This is a genomic window from Paenibacillus sp. FSL R5-0473, from assembly GCF_038004565.1.
Taxonomy (GTDB): domain Bacteria; phylum Bacillota; class Bacilli; order Paenibacillales; family Paenibacillaceae; genus Paenibacillus; species Paenibacillus amylolyticus.
Genome location: NZ_JBBORL010000001.1, coordinates 987,038 through 1,011,703 on the forward strand (window position 1 = coordinate 987,038; position 24,666 = coordinate 1,011,703).

The window sequence follows — 24,666 nt, forward strand, 5'->3', positions numbered from 1 at the left end:
ATGGTACAAAAAACCGTTGAACTTTCCGAAACACAAAAGGGAATCTATTTTGATTGTCAGGTGAATGATCCCACTTCGTATAACATCTCAGCTTCAATGCAATTTGATCATCTTCAAATGGAGATATTTCGCCAATCCATCGAATTGCTTATGTATGAGCAAGTGGTGCTGCGTACTCGGATTGAGATTCAAAATGATGTACCCGTGTTATCCGTTCATGAAGATATGGATTATTCACTTACCTTGTGGGACCTAAGTAGCGAGAATCAGGAGAATCCAAAGGAACAACAGTTAGAAGCATTGGTGGATGAATGCATCGGGACACCTTTTGATCTGGAGAAAGGTCCTCTGTTCCGTATAATGATTGTTCAGATGGATAAAAGCCGATATATTCTAACCTTATGTATTCATCATTTAATATGTGATGGCTTGTCGCTTGAACTGATGAAAAACAAACTTATCCAGTCATATACATGTCTTCTTGAAGATCAACCTGTGGATGTCAAGCTGGATGAAGGATTCATCTCTTATGTTGAGGCAGAGAACAAGAAACTGCACGAAAACAAGTACTCCAAAGAGCGGGAATACTGGTTAAACAAAATGAAGGGAGCGGAACCTCTTTCTCTAAAGCACGACTTTCCAGCAGGTTCTGTACAAGAAGGGATTGGTCATGAACTGCGATTTGATATTTCGGAATCGTTAATGGCTGATATTACACAGATGTCCAAAGATAATGAAGTAACCGTTTTTATGTTCTTTATGGGTGCCTTTGGCATTCTTATGAGTAAATATGTCGGTACAGACGATATCACCTTTGCCTCCCCATATTCTCATCGTCCCGGTATGGACTTGGAAGAAACGATTGGATGTTTTGTCCATATGTTGCCTATGCGATTCCATATTGACCTCGAATCAACTCTAAAACCTCTGCTGCAACAAGTAGCCACAACCTGGATGGATACGTACAGGAACATCGGATATCCCAATAACCTCATTGTCAGAGACAGCATGTTACAGGCTCAACCCGGATCACCATCGTTGTTTGATATCTCCTTTGTTTATGATTCCTATGAGGAAGATATGCTCGGAACTCGTATTCTGGATCAGGATAAGGTTACGTTCCCAGGAGATCTGATGGTGGTGTTAAGCCGTTTACCGCAAGGTGCTCAGTTGAAGCTGCAATATAAACCGAGCTTGTTCCGTGAAGATTCAATGGAGCGAATGGGCCAACGATTTCTATATTTGCTGAATCAACTAGTAACCAATTCTGAGCAAAAAATCAGGGAGTTCAGCCTCCTGATGCAGGATGAGAAAGAAAACCTACTGTACCGATTCAATCAAACTTCTTATTTTCCCTACACTCCACAACATATTATGGATATATTTCACGATAAAGTAGCACGTTTCCCGGAGCGGGTAGCTCTAATGGAAGGCAAGCAGCATCAGACCTATGCGCAGGTCAACGCAAAAGCGAATCAATTGGCTAGGCAGATCGTTGCGAGTAAAAAAAGTGATAACGCGGCAGTTGGCGTGCAGATGCCACGTTCCTCGGATATGGTCATTGCCCTATTGGCTGTATTAAAAGCCGGATGTGCTTTTGTACCTGTAGACCCTTCCTACCCTTTGTCCAGAAAGGACTATATTATATCGGATGCAGACATATCCATAGTGCTGGCTATGCAGCCCGAAAAAGATGACGAGACTCTGGATGTCCAGTACATCTACGTTGAGGGCGATCAGGCCTATACGGGGGATGTCTCAAATCTCGAAGAGGCGCTGAATCCGCATAGCCTTGCCTATATCATGTACACGTCCGGATCAACAGGCAAGCCAAAAGGAGTCATGGTTGAAAATCATAGCGTAGTCAATACACTGCTTGATCTGGAGCGTCGTTTTCCAATGCAGGCGCAGGATGTTTACTTGCTGAAAACGGCATATACCTTTGATGTGTCCGCCACGGAACTTTTCGGCTGGTTCATGGGTGAAGGCGCACTAAGTATTCTTGAGCCTGGAGCAGAAAAAGACCCTGCTCGTATTGTGTCTACGGTGGCATCACATAAGGTTACACACATCAACTTTGTTCCAACGTTGTTCCGTCTTTTTCTGGAAACGATGGAGCTTCGCTCCGATCTGTCAGCATTGGAAACGCTGAAATGGATGTTTGTTGGCGGAGAGGCAGTCACGCCAGACATCATTGAGAAATTTAACAGGTTAGGCATTGGAGCAAGTCTTGAAAATGTTTATGGTCCAACCGAATGCACCATATGGGTTTCTCATTATCCATTAAGCCATTACGAAGGCTTGGGCAATGTACCGATTGGCTACCCGCTCAATGAGTCCAGATGGTATGTCGTCGGAAATCATGATGCGCTTCAGCCGTTAGGTATTCCAGGGGAGCTTTGTCTTAGCGGTGTTGGACTTGCACGTGGATATCTGAATCTGGAACAGATGACCCGAGAGAAGTTTGTCCCTAATCCTTTCTTTCAAGAAGGACAGGACGCAGAGCATTTCAGATACATGTACCGCACAGGGGATCTGGTACGTTCACTCCCAAGCGGTACGATCGAATATCTGGGACGCATTGATTTTCAGGTTAAAATTCAGGGGGCCAGACTGGAGACAGGTGAAATTGAGAATACCCTGTCATCCTATCCGGGTGTCATCCAGACCGTGGTAGTCATGAAATCATTTGAAGGTAGGTCCGGCTTGCTGTATGCCTACTATCTGTCAGAGCAGGAGCTGCCTTCTGTCGAATTGAGAGAGCATCTGTCTCGTTTGTTACCGGCATATATGATACCATCCGTTTTTGTACATAAATCCGAATTTCCATTGAATAGCAGTGGGAAGATTGACCGGAAGGCACTCATGGCAGATATCACGCATGCTCACGCTTCCAGTACGTTCTATACCGCTCCGTCTTCTGAGCTTGAGAGGATTATAGCCGAAGTGTGGGCCGAAGTGCTCGGTGTTGAGAGAGTAGGGCGCGATGACCATTTCTTTGAATTGGGCGGAAATTCATTTTCTGTCATTCAGGCTCACAATAAACTAAAGCATTATACTGATGTGGAGTTCCCTGTTCCTCGTTTTTTCGAATGCCCGACATTGCGTCAATTTGCCGCACTGGGTCCGAAAGATGAGGGAGTTCGGATACCGACTGAAAGGGAACAATTGTTTCAACGAAAAGATGGCATTATGCGTGAGGACATTGCAATTGTGGGCATGGCGGTGAATGTGCCGGGTGCTGAGGATATAAGGGAGTTCTGGAGTAACCTTGTTGAACGGCGGGAAAGCATTCACTTTTATAGAGATGATGAATTGAGGGAACTTGGCGTGGAGGAAGCACTGCTGCGTTCACCTCGTTATGTCAAGGCAAAAGGACGTGCCAACGGCATCGATGAGTTTGATGCAGGGTTCTTTGACTATACTCCCGGTGAAGCCAAAATGATGTCTCCCCAATTCAGACTTTTGTATCAGGGAATATGGGAAGCGCTGGAGGATGCAGGCTGCAGACCGGATGAAGCGGGTAAGGTGGGTGTGTTCCTTGGCGGGTCCGATGACTTCGAATGGTACCGTCAAGTGCTTTTTAACGATGCTAACTATAGCAGTAAATACGAAGCATTCACCCTCAGCACCAATCATTTTCTCGCTACCCGAATGGCTTATAAGCTGAACTTAAAAGGGCCGGCCTATACCGCTCTGACGGGATGTTCTACTTCATTGGTTACACCTCATCTGGCATGTCAATCTTTGATCGTTGGAGAATGTGATGTGGCCGTGGCTGGTGGGATCACCGTGGAGTTGCCCAATGAAGGGGGTTACATATTTGAGGATGGCATGATGTTTTCCACAGATGGACACTGTCGTCCATTTGATGCGTCAGCCAGTGGAACCGTCTTCTCCAATGGTATGGGAATTGTGGTGTTGAAACGGGTAACCGATGCTCTGCGGGACGGAGATCATATCTACGGGGTCATCAAAGGCTCAGCAATTAACAATGACGGACAAGAGAAACTCAGTTTTCTTGCTCCTAGCGTAAGCGGACAGGCTGAGGTCATTCAGGATGCTTATAAGGTAGCCGGAGTAGACCCGGAAACGGTGAGTTATATCGAAGCACATGGTACGGGAACGTTGCTTGGTGATCCAATTGAAGTAAACTCGTTAACTCGGGCCTTTGCTTCCGACCAAAAGCAATTTTGTTATCTGGGTTCGGTTAAAGGCAATGTGGGACATATGGATACAGCCGCAGGTGTGGTTGGTTTAATCAAGGTAGCGCTCAGTCTTGGACAAGGTTATATCCCTGGAACAGCGAATTATGAGCAGCCTAATCCCAAAATTGATTTTTTGAATACACCTTTTAAAGTTAATGCACAAGGGGTGGACTGGAAACAGGGCAAAGTTGGAGTCATGCGCGCAGGAATCAATTCATTTGGTGTGGGGGGCACGAATGCTCACATGGTATTGGAGGAGGCTCCCAAGATGGAGAAGTGCAGTCCGGATGATGACGTAAATATATTGCTTTTTTCCGCCAAAACAGAGTACTCGCTGAACCGCACCGCTGAACGCATTATGGAACATCTGACTCAGCAGCCAGATCAATCTGTATCGAACGCAGCGTGGACCTTGCAATCAGGTAGATCTGTTTTTGCGTATCGTAAGGCACTCATTCTGGATAAGACATGGAAGGATAATCCGGACAAGCTGATACAGCAGCTGGGGAAAGCACGCGTATACCATTCGGCTCAAGGCACTCGTCCCGTATACTTTATGTTCCCCGGACAGGGCAGTCAGTATCAGGGAATGGGTGCAGAACTGTACAGATCTACAGAGCAAACAGGCCTGGCTCCAATCTTCAGAAGTTATATTCAGGAAATATTGGACCTTCTGCCTGCGGAAGAACGAGAAGATATGCTGTCTGTTGTATACGGGGATCAGCACCCTGAGCAAATAAACCAGACGGAGTACAGCCAATTCGCACTGTTCATGACAAGTTATGCGCTGGCCAAGTCGCTGCTGGATCTGGGCATCAAGCCAGATGGCATGATCGGGCATAGCATTGGTGAATTGGCTGCCGCAGCGGTAGCGGGTGTATTCGAACTCGGAGATGCTGTCAAGTTAGTTCGACTTCGCGGACGTCTGATGCAGCAACAACAACCTGGGGTCATGCTTGCCATAATGGCGGATGCACAGCAGGTGAAGTCACAACTGGAGGAAGACATGTGGCTTGCCCTGGTGAATACTACAGGTTCCAGTGTGATTGGCGGGACAGCTGAAGCCATTTCACGGATGGAAGCCAAGGCTGAAGGACTGGGGTGGAAGTGTATTCGTGTGAAGACTTCCCATGCATTCCATACGCCAATGATGAGTCAGGCCGCCGAGGAATTTAGAGGTTATTTAGCAGAGCATTCACTTCATACGCCACAGATCCCATTACTGTCCAATACCAGTGGAACATGGGCGCTTGGAGATGAAATCACACAACCTGACTATTGGTCCCGTCATATTTTACAGCCGGTGTTGTTTGAATCAAACCTGGCTGAAGTGTTGAAGGATGAGCGGGCTGTATTAATTGAAGTAGGTGCAGGACGAACGCTAAGCTCCTTTGCCAGACAGCACAGTCAATCAAGAGATTCCCAGACGGTACTGAATATGCTACGTCACGTAAGGGAGACGGAGCAGGACAGTATCTATGTGAACCGCAGACTTGCGGAGTTATGGTGCGAAGGCATTGAACCGGACTGGAAGGTGCTCAAAGGGCAGACGGTACGACGCAAATGCTCTCTGCCTACTTATGTTTTCAACAAACAATCCTATCCTGTCAGTGTTTCTCTTTCTGGCTCATCAGCAGCGGAAGGAATGGGTACCGGGGATGATAGGCAGCATGCAGAGCAGGGTAAGGGAAGTGGCTCTACTCTAGTAAAAGGGACAGTTTATACTGGTGGTTCAGACCAACTGAAACAGATTGTCCTGGACGCATATCGAACGATTTTTGGCATCGATGATCTAGATGAAGAGGTTAATTTCTTTGCGGTTGGAGGAGATTCTCTCAAAGCAGTCAGCTTGTCTGCATGGATCCGGTCTCATTTAGGAATTCAGCCTGAGGTAGCAGATATTTTCAATCATTCAACGCCTATTCAACTGGCGGAGCATCTCTATGTCATAGCGAAACCAAAAGTAGACCAACAGACCATTCAATCTGCACCCACTATGGATGCTTATCCAATCTCTTCTGCACAGATGCGTATGTTCACACAAGCGATGCTTGATCCAGGCAATACGGCATACAACCTACCGTCTGCAACCATTATTGAAGGTGAATTGGACCGTATAAGAGTTGAGGCTGCTTTGCAGAAGTTGATGCAGCATCATGAGGCGCTCAGAACATCGTTTGAGATACGGGGTGGTCAGATCGTTCAGATCATCCAACCTTCGGTTCGCTTAAGTATGGGCTATGCAGAGCAGCATGTGGCAGATGACCAAGAGTTGCCTGCGATGATCGAGACATTGATTCGTCCTTTTGATCTGGGGAGTGCTCCGCTTATGCGGGTTGAACTGATTAAAATAGGCGAGCGCAAGCACCTGTTATTCTTTGATATTCACCATATTATCGCGGATGGTACATCTGTCGAAATCATCACTCGTGACTTCAATGATTTATATTTTGGCAAAGAGCAAGCAGTCCGATTGCAGTACAAAGATTACGCGGTATGGCAGCAGCAGTGTCTCGCTTCACAGGAATACATTTCACATCAAACATACTGGCTGGACCATCTTGGCCCTTCTTTACCTGTGCTGGAGCTTCCACTTGACCAGGAGCGTCCATCACAGCGATCCATGCAAGGGGGACGTCTCCATTTCACGTTGAATCGTTCGTTAACACAACAGTTGCACGAGCTGGCTTCCTCATCGGAAGCATCCATGTATATGGTAATGCTAAGTGTGTGGAATCTTCTTCTTGCACACCGCTCAGGTCAGCAGGACATTGTGGTAGGAACGCCTGTTGCAGGAAGGATGCAAGAGGAGTGGAAAGAGACGGTAGGCATGTTTGTCAATATGATTGCGATGCGGAATTTTCCAACGTTTGATCGTACGTACACTGATTTTTTACGCGAACTTAAACAACATACACTCGATGCTTTTGCGTATCAGGAGTATCCGTTTAATGAGCTTGTGGCACAACTGGGCGTTACACGTGAGTTGAACCGAAATCCGGTATTTGATGTTTGTTTTGATTATCAGAACATGGATTTGCATGGGCTTGAACTTCATGGGTTGCAATTCAGTTCTTTTCCGGTGGAGACGGGTACGTCTACTTATGATCTGTTAATGACCTGTCAAGAAAACAGGGAGAAGCAGGTCATTGAAGGATATATCGAATACTCGCTGGATCTGTTCCGCCAGGACACAGTTGAAGGTATGATGCAGGAGTTTATCGGACTCTGTCAAGAGGTTGTACAACAGCCTGACCTGTCTCTGAGCGAACTGTTTGAGAGAAACGAACGTTCTCATGAGCACCCAGTCCATCGTCTTGCTGGTCCACGTCTGGATTACAATTCTGCGGGGGGGCTGCATCGGCTGTTCGAGCTGCAGGCAGAACACACACCAGACAAGAAAGCTCTCCTTGTATCATCCGGAGCCTCTTTTACCTACAGGGAGCTTAATGAAAAAGCTAATACGCTGGCTTGGAAGCTGATTGATCAAGGTGTGCGCCGGGATGAACCTGTAGGCATATTATCCAGACGAGATGAATCGTTGATCATTATGCTATTGGCGGTGCTGAAAGCTGGGGCGGCTTATGTGCCTCTGGACCCTGCTTTTCCGCCGCAGCGCATCGAGAATATGATCGAAGATAGCCGAATGAACGTATTGCTGTGTACGCCTGATGAAGAAGGCACAGTGACTTTTAGCGGAGAGCAATTCGTGTATGATCCAATTGCCCAGGATGTGCGCTCATCCGTTAACCCGGACGTAAACTTCCTGTCTTCGGACCTATCCTGTGTGATTTTCACCTCAGGATCGACGGGTCGTCCCAAAGGGGTCATGATTACTCATGAGGCGATGGTCAATTTTGTTGAGGACATCAGGCACCGACATATTTTTGCACATGAGACAGATCGCATCATCAGTGTAACGACCATATCTTTTGATATTTTCGGATTTGAAGTGTGGGCACCATTGTGCACCGGATATTCGCTGTATCTGGCCAATGAGCAGGAGCAGCTTGACCCGGCTCTTGCTTCACGTCGAATACGTGAACATGGTGTTACACACATTCTTAGCACTGTCTCACGCATTAAGGCATTTGTCGAAAATCCGGAATTCGCTCAGGCGCTGGGCAATCTGCGGTGTGTACTTACCGGAGGGGAAAATGTCCCTGTGGGACTCCTCACCGATCTGAAGCGGCTTACGCCCGCTCGAGTCTTTAACATGTATGGACCAACGGAAACTACGATATGGTCAACGACCAAAGAATTGAATGACACAGCTGCGATTACCATTGGCAAGCCCATTACCAATACAGAGATTTATATTCTGAATGATGAAGGTGAAATACTGCCACCTGGAAGTTATGGAGAGCTGTGCATTGCAGGAAAAGGATTATCCCGCGGTTATCTGCACAATGCAGCTGAGACCGATGCCCGATTCATTGCAAACTCCAATGTTTTGGGAGGCCGTTTGTACCGAACTGGCGATCTGGCCCGTATACTGCCGGATGGGGATGTTGAGTTAATGGGACGGTTAGATCAGCAGGTGAAGATTCGGGGTTACCGGATTGAACTGAACGAGATTGAGCAGGCAGCGATGAATTATGAACGTGTAAGAGAAGCTGTCGTTAAGGTAGAAGGGGCCGAGCCACATTCATTGCAATTAATCCTTTTCTACAGTCTGAAGCCTGGGATTGGGCCTTCCGTTATGGAAGATGAAGATGTACAGCTTCGGACCTGGTTAAAGCAGCGGCTTCCACAGTACATGATGCCTTCTCGCTTGATTCGTCTGGAAAATCTGCCTGTGCTGCCTAATGGCAAACTGAATCGCAATGCCCTTCGTCTGGCTGATTTTGAAACGGGAGAGAAGGCTAATCCGGCTCTGGTTTATGGCTCATCGATTCAAGGAATCGAGCGGGCAAAAGTTGATCTGGAGCAGATGCTCATTGCAACGTGGAAGGAAATATTGAATCTGGATACGGTTAATATCCATGATCACTTTTTTGACATCGGAGGCAACTCGCTGGGGCTTATTCTGATCAATAATCGGCTGAATGCCTATCTGGATAAAAGCGTTCCGCTGGTGCAATTGTTTGAGCATTCCTCCATTGTAGCGCTGGTCAATCATCTGGTGGCTGAGCAGATGCTGCCGACAGTTACACAACAGGTACAAGAGGAGAGCGGACATATCGCTTCGACTGGATATCCTGTTACGAACCCGGAGCCGACAACAGCTCCAAAAGAGTATGTGAGGAGCACAGTTGAACACAGCAAAGTGGAGCAGGGCAGACCGGAACAGAGTATCCCGTTTGCTTCAGAACACAGTAGCAGATTTTCTTCTTCCTCGGATATCGCAGTCATTGGCATGGCAGGGCATTTTCCTGGCTCAAGAAATATTGAGGAGTTCTGGGATAACCTAATGGCAGGTAAGGACGGTATCACCCGTCTGAATGAGGAGGATCTAACCGCTGCGGGTGTACGACCGGAAGACTTCAAACATCCCGATTATGTACGTGCCAAAGGTGTACTGCAAGATACTGAGTATTTTGACTCCGGATTTTTCGAATATCCGCATCAGGAATCCAACATGATGGATCCGCAAATACGGTTGCTGCATCAGTGCTCATGGGAGGCACTTGAGCATGCCGGATGTGATCCTTACAGTTATGAGGGATCTATAGGATTGTTTGCCGGAAGTGGACTGAGCTTACCATGGATGGTGCAATTTCTCGGTCGCTCCGGTAATTTGTTACAGGCTTTTGAAGCCATGACTTTAAATGAAAAGGACTATATTACAACCCGAGTATCTCACAAATTAAATCTGAGAGGGCCGAGTATGGCAGTCCAGACCGCATGTTCGACTTCTTTGGTCGCTATCCACCAAGCTGCTGAATCTTTGATTCGGGGAGAGTGTGATGTGGCACTTGCGGGAGGTGTCTCTATCTCCTATCCGCTCAAAGAAGGTTATCACTGGCATGAAGGCATGATTTATTCAAAGGATGGTCATTGCAGACCGTTCGATGAGCAGGCATCTGGTACGGTGTCTGGTAATGGATGCGGAATGGTTGTGCTCAAGTCACTCCGCGACGCTCAGAGAGATGGAGATCATATCTATGCAGTCATTAAAGGTTCAGCGATTAATAATGATGGCATGGACAAAATTGGATATACGGCACCGAGTGTGGCCGGGCAGGTCAAGGTTATTCAATCAGCCCTGCATCGTTCGGGAGTGTCTCCAAAAGAGATCTCCTATCTGGAGGCGCATGGAACAGGAACCAAACTGGGGGACCCGATTGAAATTGAAGCGCTCAGGCAGTCATGGGGAACAGATCGTAGAAATTATTGTGCTCTAGGTTCTGTGAAAGCCAATATTGGGCATCTTGATGCGGCAGCAGGTGTCGCCGGTTTTATTAAAACCGTACTGACGCTTTATCACCGGGTGGTTCCGCCACAGATTCACATGAATCGGACGAATCCGATGTTGAAGCTGGAGCATAGTCCATTCTATATCAACAGGGAGCCACAGCCATTAGAAGACGCGAAGCGTATCCTGCGAGCAGGTGTCAGTTCGTTTGGGATCGGGGGGACCAATGCTCACGTCATTCTGGAGCAGCCGCCCGTCCAAGAGAGCCAAGCCAATTATGAATCTTTGCTTCTGCTGCCCTTCTCGGCCAAAAGTGAATCTGCGCTGGAACGAACGTACGATTCGGTTCTACAGGCGATCCATGCATTACCGGAGCAGTTGCCCAATGCTGCGTGGACGCTACAGAAGGGAAGAAGCAGATTCATTCATCGTAAAGCGCTAATCGTTGTAGACGGTTATTTTCCGCCAAGCGAGCAGTCTGTAGAGTTTGAGACACAGGCAAGTGTGATCAATGGGAAGCCTAAGGTCATGTTTTACCTCAGCGGAAATGCAGGTTGGGAAGCGCGCAAGATTCGGGAACTATATGCTTCTGTGTATCGCAGCCAGGTCTCAGAGATATTCAAACAGCACTTTGAAGAGATACTGAACCTCTTTGAATCCAAGGAACAGTATGCCATTCGCCAAGGCATAGGGCGATCGTTAACCGATTCAAGGCTTGAGCGCATGCAGTGCTTTGTTGTGCAATATGCTCTTTATAAAACCGTGATGCAGCTTGGTATCAAGCCAGATGCTGTCTGTGGGCAAGGCGTTGGTGAACTGGTGGGGTTGGTTATTAGTGATGCACTTGATCCAGTACATGCCGTGGGGCTTTTATACAATCTGGAGCATTGGTCACTAGAAGAAGGTGCATTGTCAGATGCTTTGACAGGAAGGATGACAGATGCAACTGTACTAGACCATGCGTCGAGTATTGCACCACTGTTATCTCCAAATTTCCTGTTTACGCTGCTAAATCGCAAGACGCTTTCTGAATCTGATGGGCATACGCTGTGGATCGTTTCGAATCAGCTGCAGGATACAGAACAAATAGCCCCAGATTCATTTTCAGAGCCAAACATCATTGCTCTTACTGGAGATCGTCAGAACTTGCTTGAGGCAGACGTGTATTTAATGAAAGTACTTGCTTTTTGCTGGTGCTCTGGCATGGAGTTGGATTGGGGACAGTTAAACGGAACGTGGCGTAGGCAAAAAATCTCGCTGCCGACGTATTCCTTTGATCCGATTGTTCATCAACATGATGTTGCGTTGTATCAGCTTGCAGGTATGTCGCAGGTTGCAGCGGGTTCTATCGCAGCATTAGACCAATCTCCATCCGGGAAAGTCAGGGTTCAACGGACTGATGATGAGATAAGGCATGTATTATCGCAATTGTGGCAGGAGTTGCTTGGTAATGGAGCAGTCGGCCTTGAAGATGATTTCTTTGAGCTTGGAGGTCATTCTTTAAAAGCGATTTCCTTGGCGTCGAGGATTAAAGAAATGTTTGGACTGAATTTGGGGCTGGAAGAGGTTTTTGATCATTCTGTATTTGAACACATGGTTCAATGGATTGCTGAACATCAGGCTACAAGTGACTCTGATACAGTGAACCCAATCTTGCCTGTAACTAAAAAAGAGAAATACAAGACCACTTCTGCACAGCGAAGAATGTATGTGGTGCATGAGTGGATGAAAGGTGAGAGTACGGCGTACAATCTCGCCAGTTCCTATAGGGTAAGAGGAAAACTTGACCCTACCCAATTCAGAGTAATAATGGATGCACTGGTAGAGAGACATGATGCATTCCGTACCAGATTTGAAATGATTGACGGTGAGCTTTTCCAGGTTGTCGAAGATCAGGTTCCAAGCGTGGTGGAGTTGCTGGAATTAGAAACGGCAGGATTAGAGCAGGTCATGGAATGGATCAAGCCTTTTGATCTGACCAGCGCACCATTGGTTCGTGTTAAGCTGATTCGCCTTTCTCAAGAGGAACACATCTTATTCATCGACATGCATCATATCATTTCGGATCAGAGTTCCATTGCTATCCTGATGCAGGATTTTGCACGCATGTACAGAGGAGAAACATTGCAATCTCTTGACATTCAGTATAAGGATTATGCGGAATGGCGTGATGAAGCTGCGTCACATGGACAATCTGTTGAAGACGCCGAGTTTTGGATACGGGAATTCGAGGACATGCCTGCACCGGTTGAATTGCTTACAGACTTCCCAAGACATGGCGCGTCATCCTACAGCGGAGACAGACGTTCCATTGAACTTGGTGAGTCGTTAAGCACACAGGTCAATGACTTCTGTACTCAACAAGGGCTTACACCCTATATGTTGTTTATGGCAACTTTGAATCTATTAATCTGGAAGTATACAGGTCAAGACGATTTGGTCGTTGGTACAGCGGTTGCAGGGCGTGAGAAGCCAGAACTCAATAACGTTATGGGTATGTTCGTGAACATGCTTGCTATTCGCACCAGCATGGACAGAGAATGGTCCACAGAGACGTATTTGAATGAGATGCGTGGCAAGCTGTTATCCTGTTATGAGCATCAACAATATCCTTATGAAGCACTGGTAGAACAACTTGGTCTATTCAGTGATTTAAGCCGCAACCCCCTATTTGATGTGGTGCTAAATTACATTAATATGGGGACCGATGATCCTGAAGCCGGGGAACTGAAGCTTGAACCATGGGTCGAAGGTAAGGTGGATGCCAAATTTGACCTGACTTGGACACTGGTTGAGCATAAACAATGTTACACGGTTGAACTTGACTATCGCTCAGATTTGTTTAAAGCGGAGTCCATGGAACTGATGCTGGATAAATTCCGGTATATCCTGTCTCAGATCATAACAGGGGATAACGAACGAATTGGTCAGATTAAGCTCACTACACCGGAGGAAGAGGAATGGTTGCTGTATGGAGTCAACGATAATGCCGCCCAGTATCCGCGAGATGCGACCATTTCCCAATTATTCGAGGAACAAGTTCATGTGCATGCACAAAAGACAGCATTGGTCTGGGAAGACGGTGAGTGGAGCTATGCGGATCTGTACGAACGTGTTCAGTGGCTGGCGTTCAGCTTGCTTGGACAAGGGGTGAAATCAGGCTCCAGTATTGCTCTCATTCTGGACCGTGGACCGATCCAGATGATCAGTATTCTTGCTACACTCCAAGTGGGTTGCAGTTATGTCCCGATCGACCCGGCTTCGCCGCCATCGAGAATTGAATTTATTTTGCAAGATTGCGATGCGGCTGTGTTATTGACTGAAACGGCGTATGCCTCCACATGGCAATCTGTAGTTCCTTGTATCGTGCCCGCAGATGAACTGGCAGCATTTGATTCAGGAGACATGCAGGAGCCCGTTGAACATATGAACAAGACTGCTCTTGACCCGGCTTATATCATTTATACATCAGGGTCAACAGGAACCCCGAAAGGGACTGTGATGAGTCATCGCAATGTGACCAAAGTCATGAAAAACAGCAATTTTGTTACCGTTGTGCCAGAGGATCGTATCCTGCAAATTTCTAACTATGCGTTTGACGGTTCCATTTTCGATATTTTTGCTTCATTAATAAATGGCGCTACTCTTGTATTAATCTCAAAAGAGACCATTTTGGATATGGCTCGTTTGGCGGATGTCATCCAACAGCAACGGATTTCAGTATTTTATATTCCGACGTCTTTGTTTAATATGCTGGTGGATTGGGATGCTGAATGCTTGAGGAATGTGCGTAGAGTGATGTTTGGTGGTGAAGCTGCATCGGTGAGTCATGCCAACAAAGCGCTTGCATGCGTGGGGCCAGGCATCTTGTTAAATGGATATGGGCCAACGGAAGCAACCTTTTTTGCCTCCTACCACTTATTACAGCAAACAGAGCCTTATACTGGCTCACTGCCCATAGGTTACCCCCTGTCTAACACAGCCTTGTATGTTCTGGATGATGCGCTGAAGCCTGTGCCACCCAACGTTCCAGGGGAACTGTATATCAGTGGGGATGCGGTAGGTATTGGATATCTTAACCGTGAGGATCTTACCCGAAAACACTTTCTTGATGATCCCTTCCGCAAGGGAGAACGAATGTATCGGACAGGTGACATCGTCAAACGTCTGATTGACGGCAGTCTGATTTTTATTGAACGTTCGGATTTCCAGGTCAAAATTAGAGGTTTCCGCATTGAGTTATCGGAGATAGGCAATTGTATGGAGCGTGTTTCGGGAGTTCGTGATGCCTTTGTCATGACAGTTACAGAACCATCAGGAAGTCTATACATTGCCGCTTTCTATACAACTGATACTGGAGCAGATGCTGAGTATATTCGAAGAGAACTTCACCAGCAGCTGCCTGAGTACATGGTACCTGCACGAATTATTCGAATGGATCATCTTCCGATTAATGCCAATGGCAAAGTGGACCGAAGAGCATTGTCCGAGCATTTGGTTGAGGAGCAGCAGAGGTCTCTGGAGGTGAGTTCACCTCGGACAAAAACAGAGCGTGTCATTCTTGCCGCCATGCGACAGATTCTGGGTAATCCAGGCATTGGTGTGGAAGATCACTTCTTTCAAAATGGGGGGCATTCGCTCAAAGCGATTGCATTCACTCAAATTTTGGCAAAAGAAGGAATTGCCATCAATGTGAACGAATTATTCCAATATCCGACAGTTAGAGGACTTGCCAAATTGGTAGATATTAATCCTCCGGCGTCAGTTTGGTCCGAAGATAGCCTGCATATTCAGTCCCCGATAGTCATACCACAGGACATAACACTTCATGAGAAACAACTGGACAGCCTGGTCCTACATGTCTTAAACAGCTGCAATCAGGTTTCATCTTTTATGGCGGGCATGACCCCTATGGGTCAATTCCCACTATCTCCAATTCAACAAGCACATGCTTCTACGACTTCACGAGCAAGCGGATTTACAACAACGCTCGAAGGCGAATTGAATGAACAAGCTGTAAAACACCTGATTCTTGGGGTTATATCCCGGCATCAGTTGCTGCACAGCATGATATATGAGGAAGAACAATTGTATTGGCATCCATGTGATATGTCGTTAGCGGCGGACATGCTGCAACAGCTTATCCCATATCTTGATATTCGTCATTATGCTCCGGCTACGATTGAGCAGTTGGAGTACAAACTGGTTCAGTCTCTGTTACACAAAACGTATACGTTGAAGGAACTACCTTGGCGTCTGTGTATTTTGCGTACAGGAGCCACAGAGCATAAGTTGATTTGGAGTTTTGATCACCTTGCGTTTGATGGTATGAGTGCCCAGATCATCAAGCAGCAACTTGAGTCGAAGGCATTATATAGACCGCAAGGTATAGAGATCGAGAGTGATCTTCTGTACCAAGTACGAAATTATGAGGATTATGTAAATTTTCTGTCTCAAGGCCCCATAGGGGTATCAGAAGATGAAATGGAGAAACAATTTTCGCTTCAGGCATGGAATAGATGTAACACCATCGTCATGAACAAGTTGAAGGAAACAGAAACATTGTCGCCTTCAGCGATGACTGCCGAGTTGTCCCTTGCAGGGAAGGAGCCTGCAGATGTGTGGTGGACATGCTTTGAAACTTTTGCCAACATCATTGCGGCTTATCTGAACATAAGCCAATTGCCAATAGCCCTGGTGCATTACGGAAGGGAGTATGGCGAAGAATCCTACTATGATTATGTGGGAGAATTCCTAGATCTAATTCCAGTGCTGGTAGACAGTGAATTCACACAGGAAGATCTGTTGGAACGTCTGGAATTTACGAAGCAACACAGCATTAACTTTATGGCACTTACACATGATTCTTCCCTCTCGGCACAATATGATGGCATACAGGAACAATTGGGAACTGCCTACAGGCAAGCAGAACAGGAGCCGCGTCAGATGATTCTGTTTAATTATCAAGGCTTCATCTCCAGTAGCGAAGCGATCCCAATGTCGTCTCAGTCGTCGGATGACCAAGATTCGAATTCGGGACTCGCCCAATTCGAATGGGTTATTCGCTACGACGAAGAGTGTCTGTACGTACAACTGGCCTGTCAGGCTGGTCTGGACATCAAACGTATGAAACAGCTGATTGATGACAAGCTTGGTAGCGATGTGAGAGTGGTAGTTCACAATGAGGCAATGGAGGTGCAACATGTCCAGTAAATCCATACAGCGAGGACCCGAGCTGATTGTGCCAGAACATTATTCAACAGTGGCTGAGATGCTAATCTACATTGCAGATACTCATCCAGAAAAGGGAATGACCTATATCAGCTCTTCAGGTGACGAACAGTTTGAAGCATATCCTGAATTACTGATGCAGGCGCGCAAGTACCTGCAGTCTCTTCAGGAGCAAGGCATTCAACAAGGACAGGTCGTTATTTTGGAAGTTGACCAGTCACAGGAATTTTACCGTACATTTTGGGCTTGTATGCTGGGGGGCATTATTGTTGCCCCGGTTAGTCCTCCGGCTGCCTGGGAACCAGGCTCAGCCGGTCTGGAGAAATTCACGAAAGTGTGGGAGGTACTCGGGCGTCCAGTCGTTATCGTCGAGGAGGCCTACATGCCCAAGTATAAGCAGCTTGGGGAAAGTCCGGTATTCAAAGGTCTTATGTTGATTAGCGTGAACCAGCTTCAAGCAGGCCAGCAGATGGCTGATCTATGCCCAACCTCTCCTGATGACATTGTGTTCCTGCAATTCTCATCAGGAAGCACGGGAATTCCCAAAGGTGTGCAGTTAACCAATCACAATATTATCGCCAACAGTATTGCATGCAAGACTTTTCTTGGAGCTGAAGAAGGAGATAATGTGTTTACCTGGTTGCCGCATACGCATGATATGGGGATTTTTGGACAGCATCTGACACCCGTCCTGAGTGGAGCCAATATCATGGTGATGTCACCTTATACCTTCGTACGGTCGCCTTATCTGTTCTTGCGCAAGATTACGGAGCATCAGGGAAAATGGTTTTGCTGCACCAATTTCGGTTTCGAATGGATGGTTCAGAAGATCCCGGATTCCAAGCTCTCAACGCTGGATCTGTCTTCACTGCGTATGACCTTGAATGGTGCAGAGCCTATATCAACGTCTGTTATCGAGCGATTTGTCAAAAAATTCAGCTCTTGTGGCTATCGTCCCAATATGATGTTTCCTGCATATGGCATGGCAGAAGCGACAGTAGGTGTATGTACCTCCAGACTGGGGGAAGAGCCACGAATTGAACGTATTTCGCGTACACGGCTGGTGCAGGAAGGACTGGCTGTGCCAGTCCAGCTACCTAGCAGTGATAGCCATACTTCGGATGTGATCGAATTTGTCCATGAAGGATATCCCATGACAGGGATTCAGATCCGGATTGCGGATGAACAGGGTGAAGTGCTGGATGAGCGGGTTGTCGGCGAAATCCAGATTCGTGGGGAATCGGTAACCTCCGGATATTACAGTCTTCCGGAGATCAATCGTGAAATGTATGTGGATGGGTGGCTTCGCACTGGAGACTTGGGTTATATGGCTGATGGCTCCCTGGTTGTAAGCGGACGAATCAAGGACATTGTGTTTATTCGGGGACAGAACCATTATGCGCATGATCTTGAAGAAATTTTGTACCAGAATAGCAGCATTCCGAGAGGCAATCTGACGGTAGTCGGGCACTTTAACAGCCTCAAACAAGTAGAGGAGCTGCTTGTATTTGTTAAATACAAATCGAGCGCTCCACAGTTTCTGGATGTACGTCAGGATCTGATCCAACGTATGAGGGCTGGATTGGGTATTGAGATCACCCATGTTCTCCCAATCAAGGTTATTCCCAAAACGACGAGTGGTAAGGTCCAGCGCTTCATGCTGAGAAACGAATATGAGCGTGGAGTATTTACCAAGGACATCGAGGCCATTGAAGAGCTGATTCGCGAAAACACGCAACAACAACACGAGACGGTTTCCGCATCGTCTTTGGAGTATACCGTACGCAAGGCCTGGGCCGAAATTCTTCAATTGCCCGCAGGAAAGATTGAGATGGATACTTCTTTTCTCGCACTTGGAGGCAATTCCATTCTCTCTTATCAATTACTTGACAAGCTGTCTGCACATATGGGACGTGAATTAGGACAAGAACTACTTGTTTTTTGCAGTACAGTACGTGAGATGGTGGAATATCTGCAGGACCTTCCAGCAGAAACGAAGGACTTTGAACAAGCTGAAACAACAGATAATCACCTGAATGTACATCGTGCTATTGCTATTACCGGGCTGTCTCTGCGTCTGCCTGATGCCGACACCCAAGAGCAGTTCTGGAGCAATCTGGTTAACGGGTTAGATAGTGTTGACCGGGTTAGCTTAGAGCGTGCAACACGTTCCAAGCAACCCGGTTGGGATGACTGGATTGGGGAACTGAAGCAACCGGATACGTTTGATCATGAGTTCTTTGAAATCCCGTCTGAACAAGCTGCATTTATGGATCCGCAGCATCGCAAGCTGCTGGAAGTTGCTCATGAGGCGCTGGAGGATGCGGGTATGCTCGTGGACCATGAGGATAAGCGTGATGTGGGTGTGTATGTAGGGATTAACCCAAGCACATACTTCGATCTGGTTATTGATTATATGAACCGGTGTCTTGGAAAGGCTGTTCATTCTCACGCTATGGTAGGCAATATGTCCAATATTGCAGCGGCCTCCATTTCACACATGTACAATTTTACAGGGCCGGCACTGTCCATAGATACAGCATGTTCTTCTTTTCTGGTAGCACTGACACAAGCTGTGGCGGCCATTCAGGACAAGCGTATCTCTGGGGCAGTTGTAGGTGGAGCGAACATTTTGGCTACACCGCATGTTCATCAACTATCACGCAATGCTGGAATCTGTTCTTCCACTCAACATACGAAGGTATTTGACCGGGAAGCAGATGGTTCAGTCTTGGGAGAAGGTGCTGTTGTTGTATATCTGGAGCCGCTAACAGAGGCAATTCGCAACAATAAACATGTTTATGGTGTGATTCGCGGGACAGCGGTGAATAACGACGGATATTCCCTGGGCATTATGGCACCCAACCCTCAGGGGCAATATGAGGTACTCCGTGCCGCTTATCGCGATGCCAACCTAAACCCGAGCGAGATTTCTTATATTGAAGCACATGGATCGGGGACAAGGATTGGAGATCCAATTGAGGTGAATGCCTTGCTCCGACTGTTCCGGGAAAAGGGATATACAAGCGATAATTCGATTGGATTAGGTTCAGTCAAAACCAATATTGGTCATTTATTTGCAGCCTCCAGTGGAGCCAGTCTTGCCAAGGTTCTTCTCAGTATGCAGCATGGGGAACTGGCACCAAGTCTGCATATGGATAATCCGAATCCGGCCCTCCGACTGGAGCAATCGCCGTTCCATATCGTTAGCGAGCATAAAACGTGGGATGTACCTGAAGGAAAAACACGGAAGGCAGGCATCAGTTCATTTGGCCTGGGAGGTACGAATGCCCACATTGTGTTAGAGGAATGGAAAGCCCCTGTCCGTGCAGAAGCCCCGGCACGCGGCCAGTTGTTAACGTTCTCTGCGAAATCAGAGCAGGCTTTAAAAAAGCTGATTGATAACACGGAGCAATATGTGAAGAAACATGCGGACCTGGCACTAGAGGATCTTTGTTTTACCCGGAACAGATATAGAAAACATTATCGGTATCGTGCAGCAGTAGCTGTCAGCTCAACCGGAGAGTGGAACATCGAAGAGATGGAATTTGGCTTCAAGCCTAGAAACCGAGCTGCTCGTGTCAATATTGTGGTTGGGGGGCATGAGATTCGCGGAGAAGATGAGGCTCAAGCTCGTAAGGTTATCAGGCCAGACGATTCTAATGAAGATACCGTATCAACCTTGAACTACTGGGTGACTTTGCTTGAGACACTTGTACGTCTGGTCCCTTCCATTCAAGAGATTCGAGGAATAGCTACAGGAGAGGAACTTGTATCCAGTTTACATCTGGATGGCGAGGAACATCACAGCGCTCATGCAAGCCAATCCATTCCAGTGAACAACAGAGTGACGTTAGACAGTCTGCAAGACACACCTGGCAAGATGGCAAACGCCGACATTGTAATTATAATTGCTGCAGATCAGACAGTTCAGCAGCTCGAATACAGTGGCAAGGAGAGCATCATCCGCCTGTCTGCCGAGCCGACACTTACCATGGAGGATCAGCTTGCTTTATTACTGGGACAGCTTTATGTACGTGGTGCTGCGCTGGATTGGGAACAGTTACATCCGAATGGCTCTGGCCAGATTGTACATCTGCCAGCACATCCATTCGAGCCGTATGTACATTGGATAGATGTGAATCAGGGAACGGAGGTCATGATATGACAAAAGAAGAAATTGAGCTTTTTCTTAAAAGCGAGATTGCTGCAGCGTTGAATCAGGAGCCAGAGGACATCGATGAAGAGATGAATTTTTTGAAAATTGGTGTCTCATCTGTGCAGGCGCTCAAGATCATTAACCGTGCGCGTAAGCATCTTCAAGTTGACATCAGTCCGGTTGCGTTGTTTGAATACAAAACAATTGCCGAGTTCGCCGCTTATCTCAATGAATCTCTTCTTCAAGAGGGGGTTGCCGAATGATTGAAGCGGATATAGAGCAAGAGATCATTCATGAAGCTGAATTGTTTGCTGCCCGTGAAATTCGTCCTTATGCTCAACAGATTCAAGAACAGCAAGCCATTCCCAGAACATTGATCCGTGCCATGGCTGAAAAAGGTTACTTGGCTGCCTCGATCCCGGCTGAATATGGCGGCATGGGTCTCGGCCCTAAGGCGTACGGGCTGTTGACTGAAGTATTTGGTAAGGCTCTTCCAGCCGTTCGCAGCTTGTTAACGGTACATACTTCCCTTGTAAGTGAAACTTTGGTACGTTTCGGAACGCCTGAGCAAAAATCGTCCTGGCTGCCCAAGTTGGTGAAGGGAGAATGGATTGCTGCCTTTGGCCTGACTGAACCGGAAGTTGGTTCGGATGCCAAAAGTGTAAAGACCGAGTGGAGAGAAGAATCGGACTGTTATGTTTTGAATGGAAAAAAGAAGTGGATCACGTTTGGACATCTGGCAGATGTATTTATCATTATTGCCTCGAATCAGGGACGAAGCACTGCTTTTTGGGTCGAACGCCAGTTTGAGGGTGTACAGACCCAACCTATTGAAGGTGTCATGGTTGCGGGAGAGACAGGTATAGCTGAGATTGATCTCCATGAGGTGCGTGTACCAAAGAATCACATTATTGGACGTCTGAATGAAGGTTTTGAGTACATCGTAACCGGGGCGCTGGACCAGGGCAGATATAGCATTGCCTGGGCAGGGCTGGCGATTGCGCAGGAAGCGCTGGATGCCATGGTGACTTACTCAAGGAAGCGGAAGCAATTTGATCAGAAGCTGAGTCATTTTCAGCTGATTCGCGGCATGATTGGAGATGCGGTGACAAAAGTCCATGCAGCACGAGCATTATGTTTACGGGCAGCCGAGCTGAGAGAAGCCAAGGACCCGCAGGCCGCCATGGAGACAACGATCGCCAAATATTTTACGTCCAAAGTTGCTGTTGAAGTTGCAAGTGATGCGCTACAGGTTCATGGTGCGAATGGAATTAGTAACCAATATCCTGTTGCCAGGCTGTATAAGGAAGCCAAAATTCTGGAGATTATTGAAGGTTCTTCTCAGATGCAGCAGGAGATGATCTCGCATTACGGATTAAAAGCCTATTACAAGCGTGGCGGTAGCGTATGACGTTCTGTGCGCTATTTCCCGGGCAGGGAAGCCAGTATATCGGAATGTGCAGCGAGTTGTTGGACAGTGAGCCGGAGGCGAATCAGATCTTTGCGGAAGCGAGCGAGGTGATCAGATTTGATTTGAAGGCACTGGTTATGGAAGGGACCCTGGATCAATTGACGGTCTCTGAATATGCTCAGCCTGCTGTACTGACGGCAAGCTACGTTTTATTTGACTCATTTGTTCGGCGGACTGGAATGACTCCAGATTATGCAGTAGGTCACAGTTTGGGGGAGATTTCGGCTTTAGTAGCGGCGGGAGCATTGCGATTTGCTGATGGAATCCGTTTTACAGCTCAGCGTGGTGCGTTGATGCATCGCTCCATTCAGGAGCAAAAAGGAAGAGCGGGTATTGTCGTTGATGTAACCCAAGAAGCGCTTGAAGAATTAGTCGGGAATATTCGTCAGAACGAGTATGTGACGATCTCCGGTTATAATTCACCGGGACAGTTTGTCGTCGCAGGTACTGCGAAGGGTCTTAAATTGCTGGATGATCAGGTGGATGGCTACGGTGGGGAATTCATTCCTTTTCGCATGATGCCAATGAAGGCAGATGCACCTTATCATAGCGAGTTGATGCAGTTCATTCAGCCTGAGCTTGAAGAGATGCTTGCAGGGATTTCCTTCTCTGCACCGGTGTTTCCCATCTGCTCTACAGTACATGGTGAGTTCATTCGCGGAGCCGAGGACATTCCTAAGCTGCTGAGCAGCCAGCTTTTGCAACCCATTCGCTGGAATCAGGCATTGGCACGTGTTCAAAATCTGGGAGCGACGGTATGGATCGATATCGGTCCAGGCCAGAGCGTAAGAAATATGCTGGCTGAGAATAAGACCTTGCCTGCAGCCTATTCGCTGGATGATCCGCAAGATTGGTCCAGGTTACTGGACCGATATGAAGCAGTAAACCAGACAAGTGGGGGAGGCGATAAGGGATGATCACGGAGATGATGCAGTACAATCAGCGGGTGAAACAATGGCTTCCTGGAGGTGTGCACTATAATTTCCACCTTCCTTGGGAAGAGACGCCGCTCCATTTCAAGCATGCTTCCCGAAGCAGAGTGACGGACATGAACGGCAACGAGTATTTGGATCTATATGCCCGTTTTGGTGCCCTCATTGTTGGCCACGGCAACGAGGAGTATAACGAGTGTCTGAAGGATACCATTGACCGTGTTCTTTCCGTAAGTCATTGCGATCTGGATGCAGAGGCTCTGGAACTGATCCATCAATATGTACCTTCAGCAGAGATGATTCGTTTTGGGTTATCAGGCACGGAGATTGTCCAGAATGCACTTCGTCTTGCCCGGGCGTGGACAGGTAAAAATCGCTTTGTACGTTTTGAAGGCCATTATCATGGCAATGCGGACAATATTATGGGTGGCAAGACTGCACGTACAGGTCTGCCTGTACCTTCAGACTATCCTGGTGACATGAAAGGAACAAAGGGGAGGGCAAGGGATGCAATGGAATCTCAATCCTACCTCCTGCCATGGAATGACGCACCCCGTCTGGAGGAACTATTTCGCCAGCATGGAGACGACATTGCAGCAGTAATCATGGAGCCGGTTTGTGTAAATGGAGGCGGAGTCATGCCTGCTCCAAGTTATCTGCAAAAAGTCAGACAGTTATGTGATCAGTACCAGGTCGTGCTCATTTTTGATGAGATTATAACAGGATTCCGTATGGGTCTCGGTGGTGCCCAACAGTTATTCGGTGTAACGCCTGATCTGACTACACTTGGGAAGGCAATCGCGGGTGGCGGAGTTCCAGTGTCAGCCCTGGTTGGCCGAGCGGATATCATGAAGTTGCTTGTAGACAAAAAAGTAATTCATGCGGGTACGTTTAATGGCTATCCATTAGGTACAGCTGCTGTAAAAGCTACGCTGGAAATGTTGGGACGCAATGGAGGACAGGCGATGCACAGCATGAACCGCCACGCTGAGATGATGCATGACATACTCTGCCAGGAAGCAGTGAAGGTAGGTCTGCCTTTAATTGTTCAAGGGCCGTCTGGCTGTGCTTCTTATCACTGCTGCACGGAGCCGCTTACGGATACGGCTGATTATACGTTTGAATTGATGTCTTTTGATATTTTGTTAAATAGCAAGCTTGCTGAGCACGGTGTTCTGGTATCTACGCTCTCGCGGATGTATCCGAATATCCTGCTTGATATGCAAGATGTTGCCTGGTTCCGTGAGCGTGTCCCTGCAGCACTTGCAGAAATGAAAGAGATCTACGACGAGCTGATCTGATGGTAG

At 47.3% G+C, this 24,666-nt stretch carries 6 protein-coding genes; all 6 read left to right on the forward strand.

From position 1 onward, the window contains the following. From MKY28_RS04310 to MKY28_RS04335, 6 genes are read left to right on the forward strand one after another with little or no spacing between them, the layout of a single operon-like run. Positions 1-16,779, forward strand: a complete 16,779-nt coding sequence (locus MKY28_RS04310) for a non-ribosomal peptide synthetase/type I polyketide synthase (protein WP_340937825.1) — start codon at positions 1-3, stop codon at positions 16,777-16,779. Next, positions 16,769-20,965 (forward strand): beta-ketoacyl synthase N-terminal-like domain-containing protein, encoded by a 4,197-nt coding sequence (locus MKY28_RS04315; RefSeq protein ID WP_340028800.1) that lies wholly within the window; start codon positions 16,769-16,771, stop codon positions 20,963-20,965. The genes MKY28_RS04310 and MKY28_RS04315 overlap by 11 nt, the downstream gene beginning before the upstream one ends. Then, a complete protein-coding gene (locus MKY28_RS04320) occupies positions 20,962-21,219 on the forward strand; it encodes an acyl carrier protein (protein ID WP_036668520.1) in 258 nt (85 codons plus the stop codon). The genes MKY28_RS04315 and MKY28_RS04320 overlap by 4 nt, the downstream gene beginning before the upstream one ends. After that, positions 21,216-22,367: an acyl-CoA dehydrogenase family protein gene (locus tag MKY28_RS04325; protein ID WP_076328140.1), complete on the forward strand. Its 1,152-nt coding sequence runs from the start codon at positions 21,216-21,218 to the stop codon at positions 22,365-22,367. The genes MKY28_RS04320 and MKY28_RS04325 overlap by 4 nt, the downstream gene beginning before the upstream one ends. Beyond that, on the forward strand, positions 22,364-23,344 hold the full coding sequence (locus tag MKY28_RS04330) for an ACP S-malonyltransferase (RefSeq protein WP_340935114.1): 981 nt from the start codon (positions 22,364-22,366) through the stop codon (positions 23,342-23,344). The genes MKY28_RS04325 and MKY28_RS04330 overlap by 4 nt, the downstream gene beginning before the upstream one ends. Further along, on the forward strand, positions 23,341-24,660 hold the full coding sequence (locus MKY28_RS04335) for an aspartate aminotransferase family protein (protein ID WP_036668522.1): 1,320 nt from the start codon (positions 23,341-23,343) through the stop codon (positions 24,658-24,660). Before MKY28_RS04330 ends, MKY28_RS04335 begins: the two co-directional genes overlap by 4 nt. Positions 24,661-24,666 lie beyond the last annotated feature (6 nt).

Excerpts from the sequence above, each read along its gene's own strand:
- MKY28_RS04315 (WP_340028800.1), top strand. The coding sequence starts at position 16,769 with ATGTCCAGTAAATCCATACAGCGAGGACCCGAGCTGATTGTGCCAGAA.
- MKY28_RS04335 (WP_036668522.1), top strand. The coding sequence starts at position 23,341 with ATGATCACGGAGATGATGCAGTACAATCAGCGGGTGAAACAATGGCTT.
- MKY28_RS04325 (WP_076328140.1), top strand. The coding sequence starts at position 21,216 with ATGATTGAAGCGGATATAGAGCAAGAGATCATTCATGAAGCTGAATTG.
- MKY28_RS04330 (WP_340935114.1), top strand. The coding sequence starts at position 22,364 with ATGACGTTCTGTGCGCTATTTCCCGGGCAGGGAAGCCAGTATATCGGA.
- MKY28_RS04310 (WP_340937825.1), top strand. The coding sequence starts at position 1 with ATGGTACAAAAAACCGTTGAACTTTCCGAAACACAAAAGGGAATCTAT.
- MKY28_RS04320 (WP_036668520.1), top strand. The coding sequence starts at position 20,962 with ATGACAAAAGAAGAAATTGAGCTTTTTCTTAAAAGCGAGATTGCTGCA.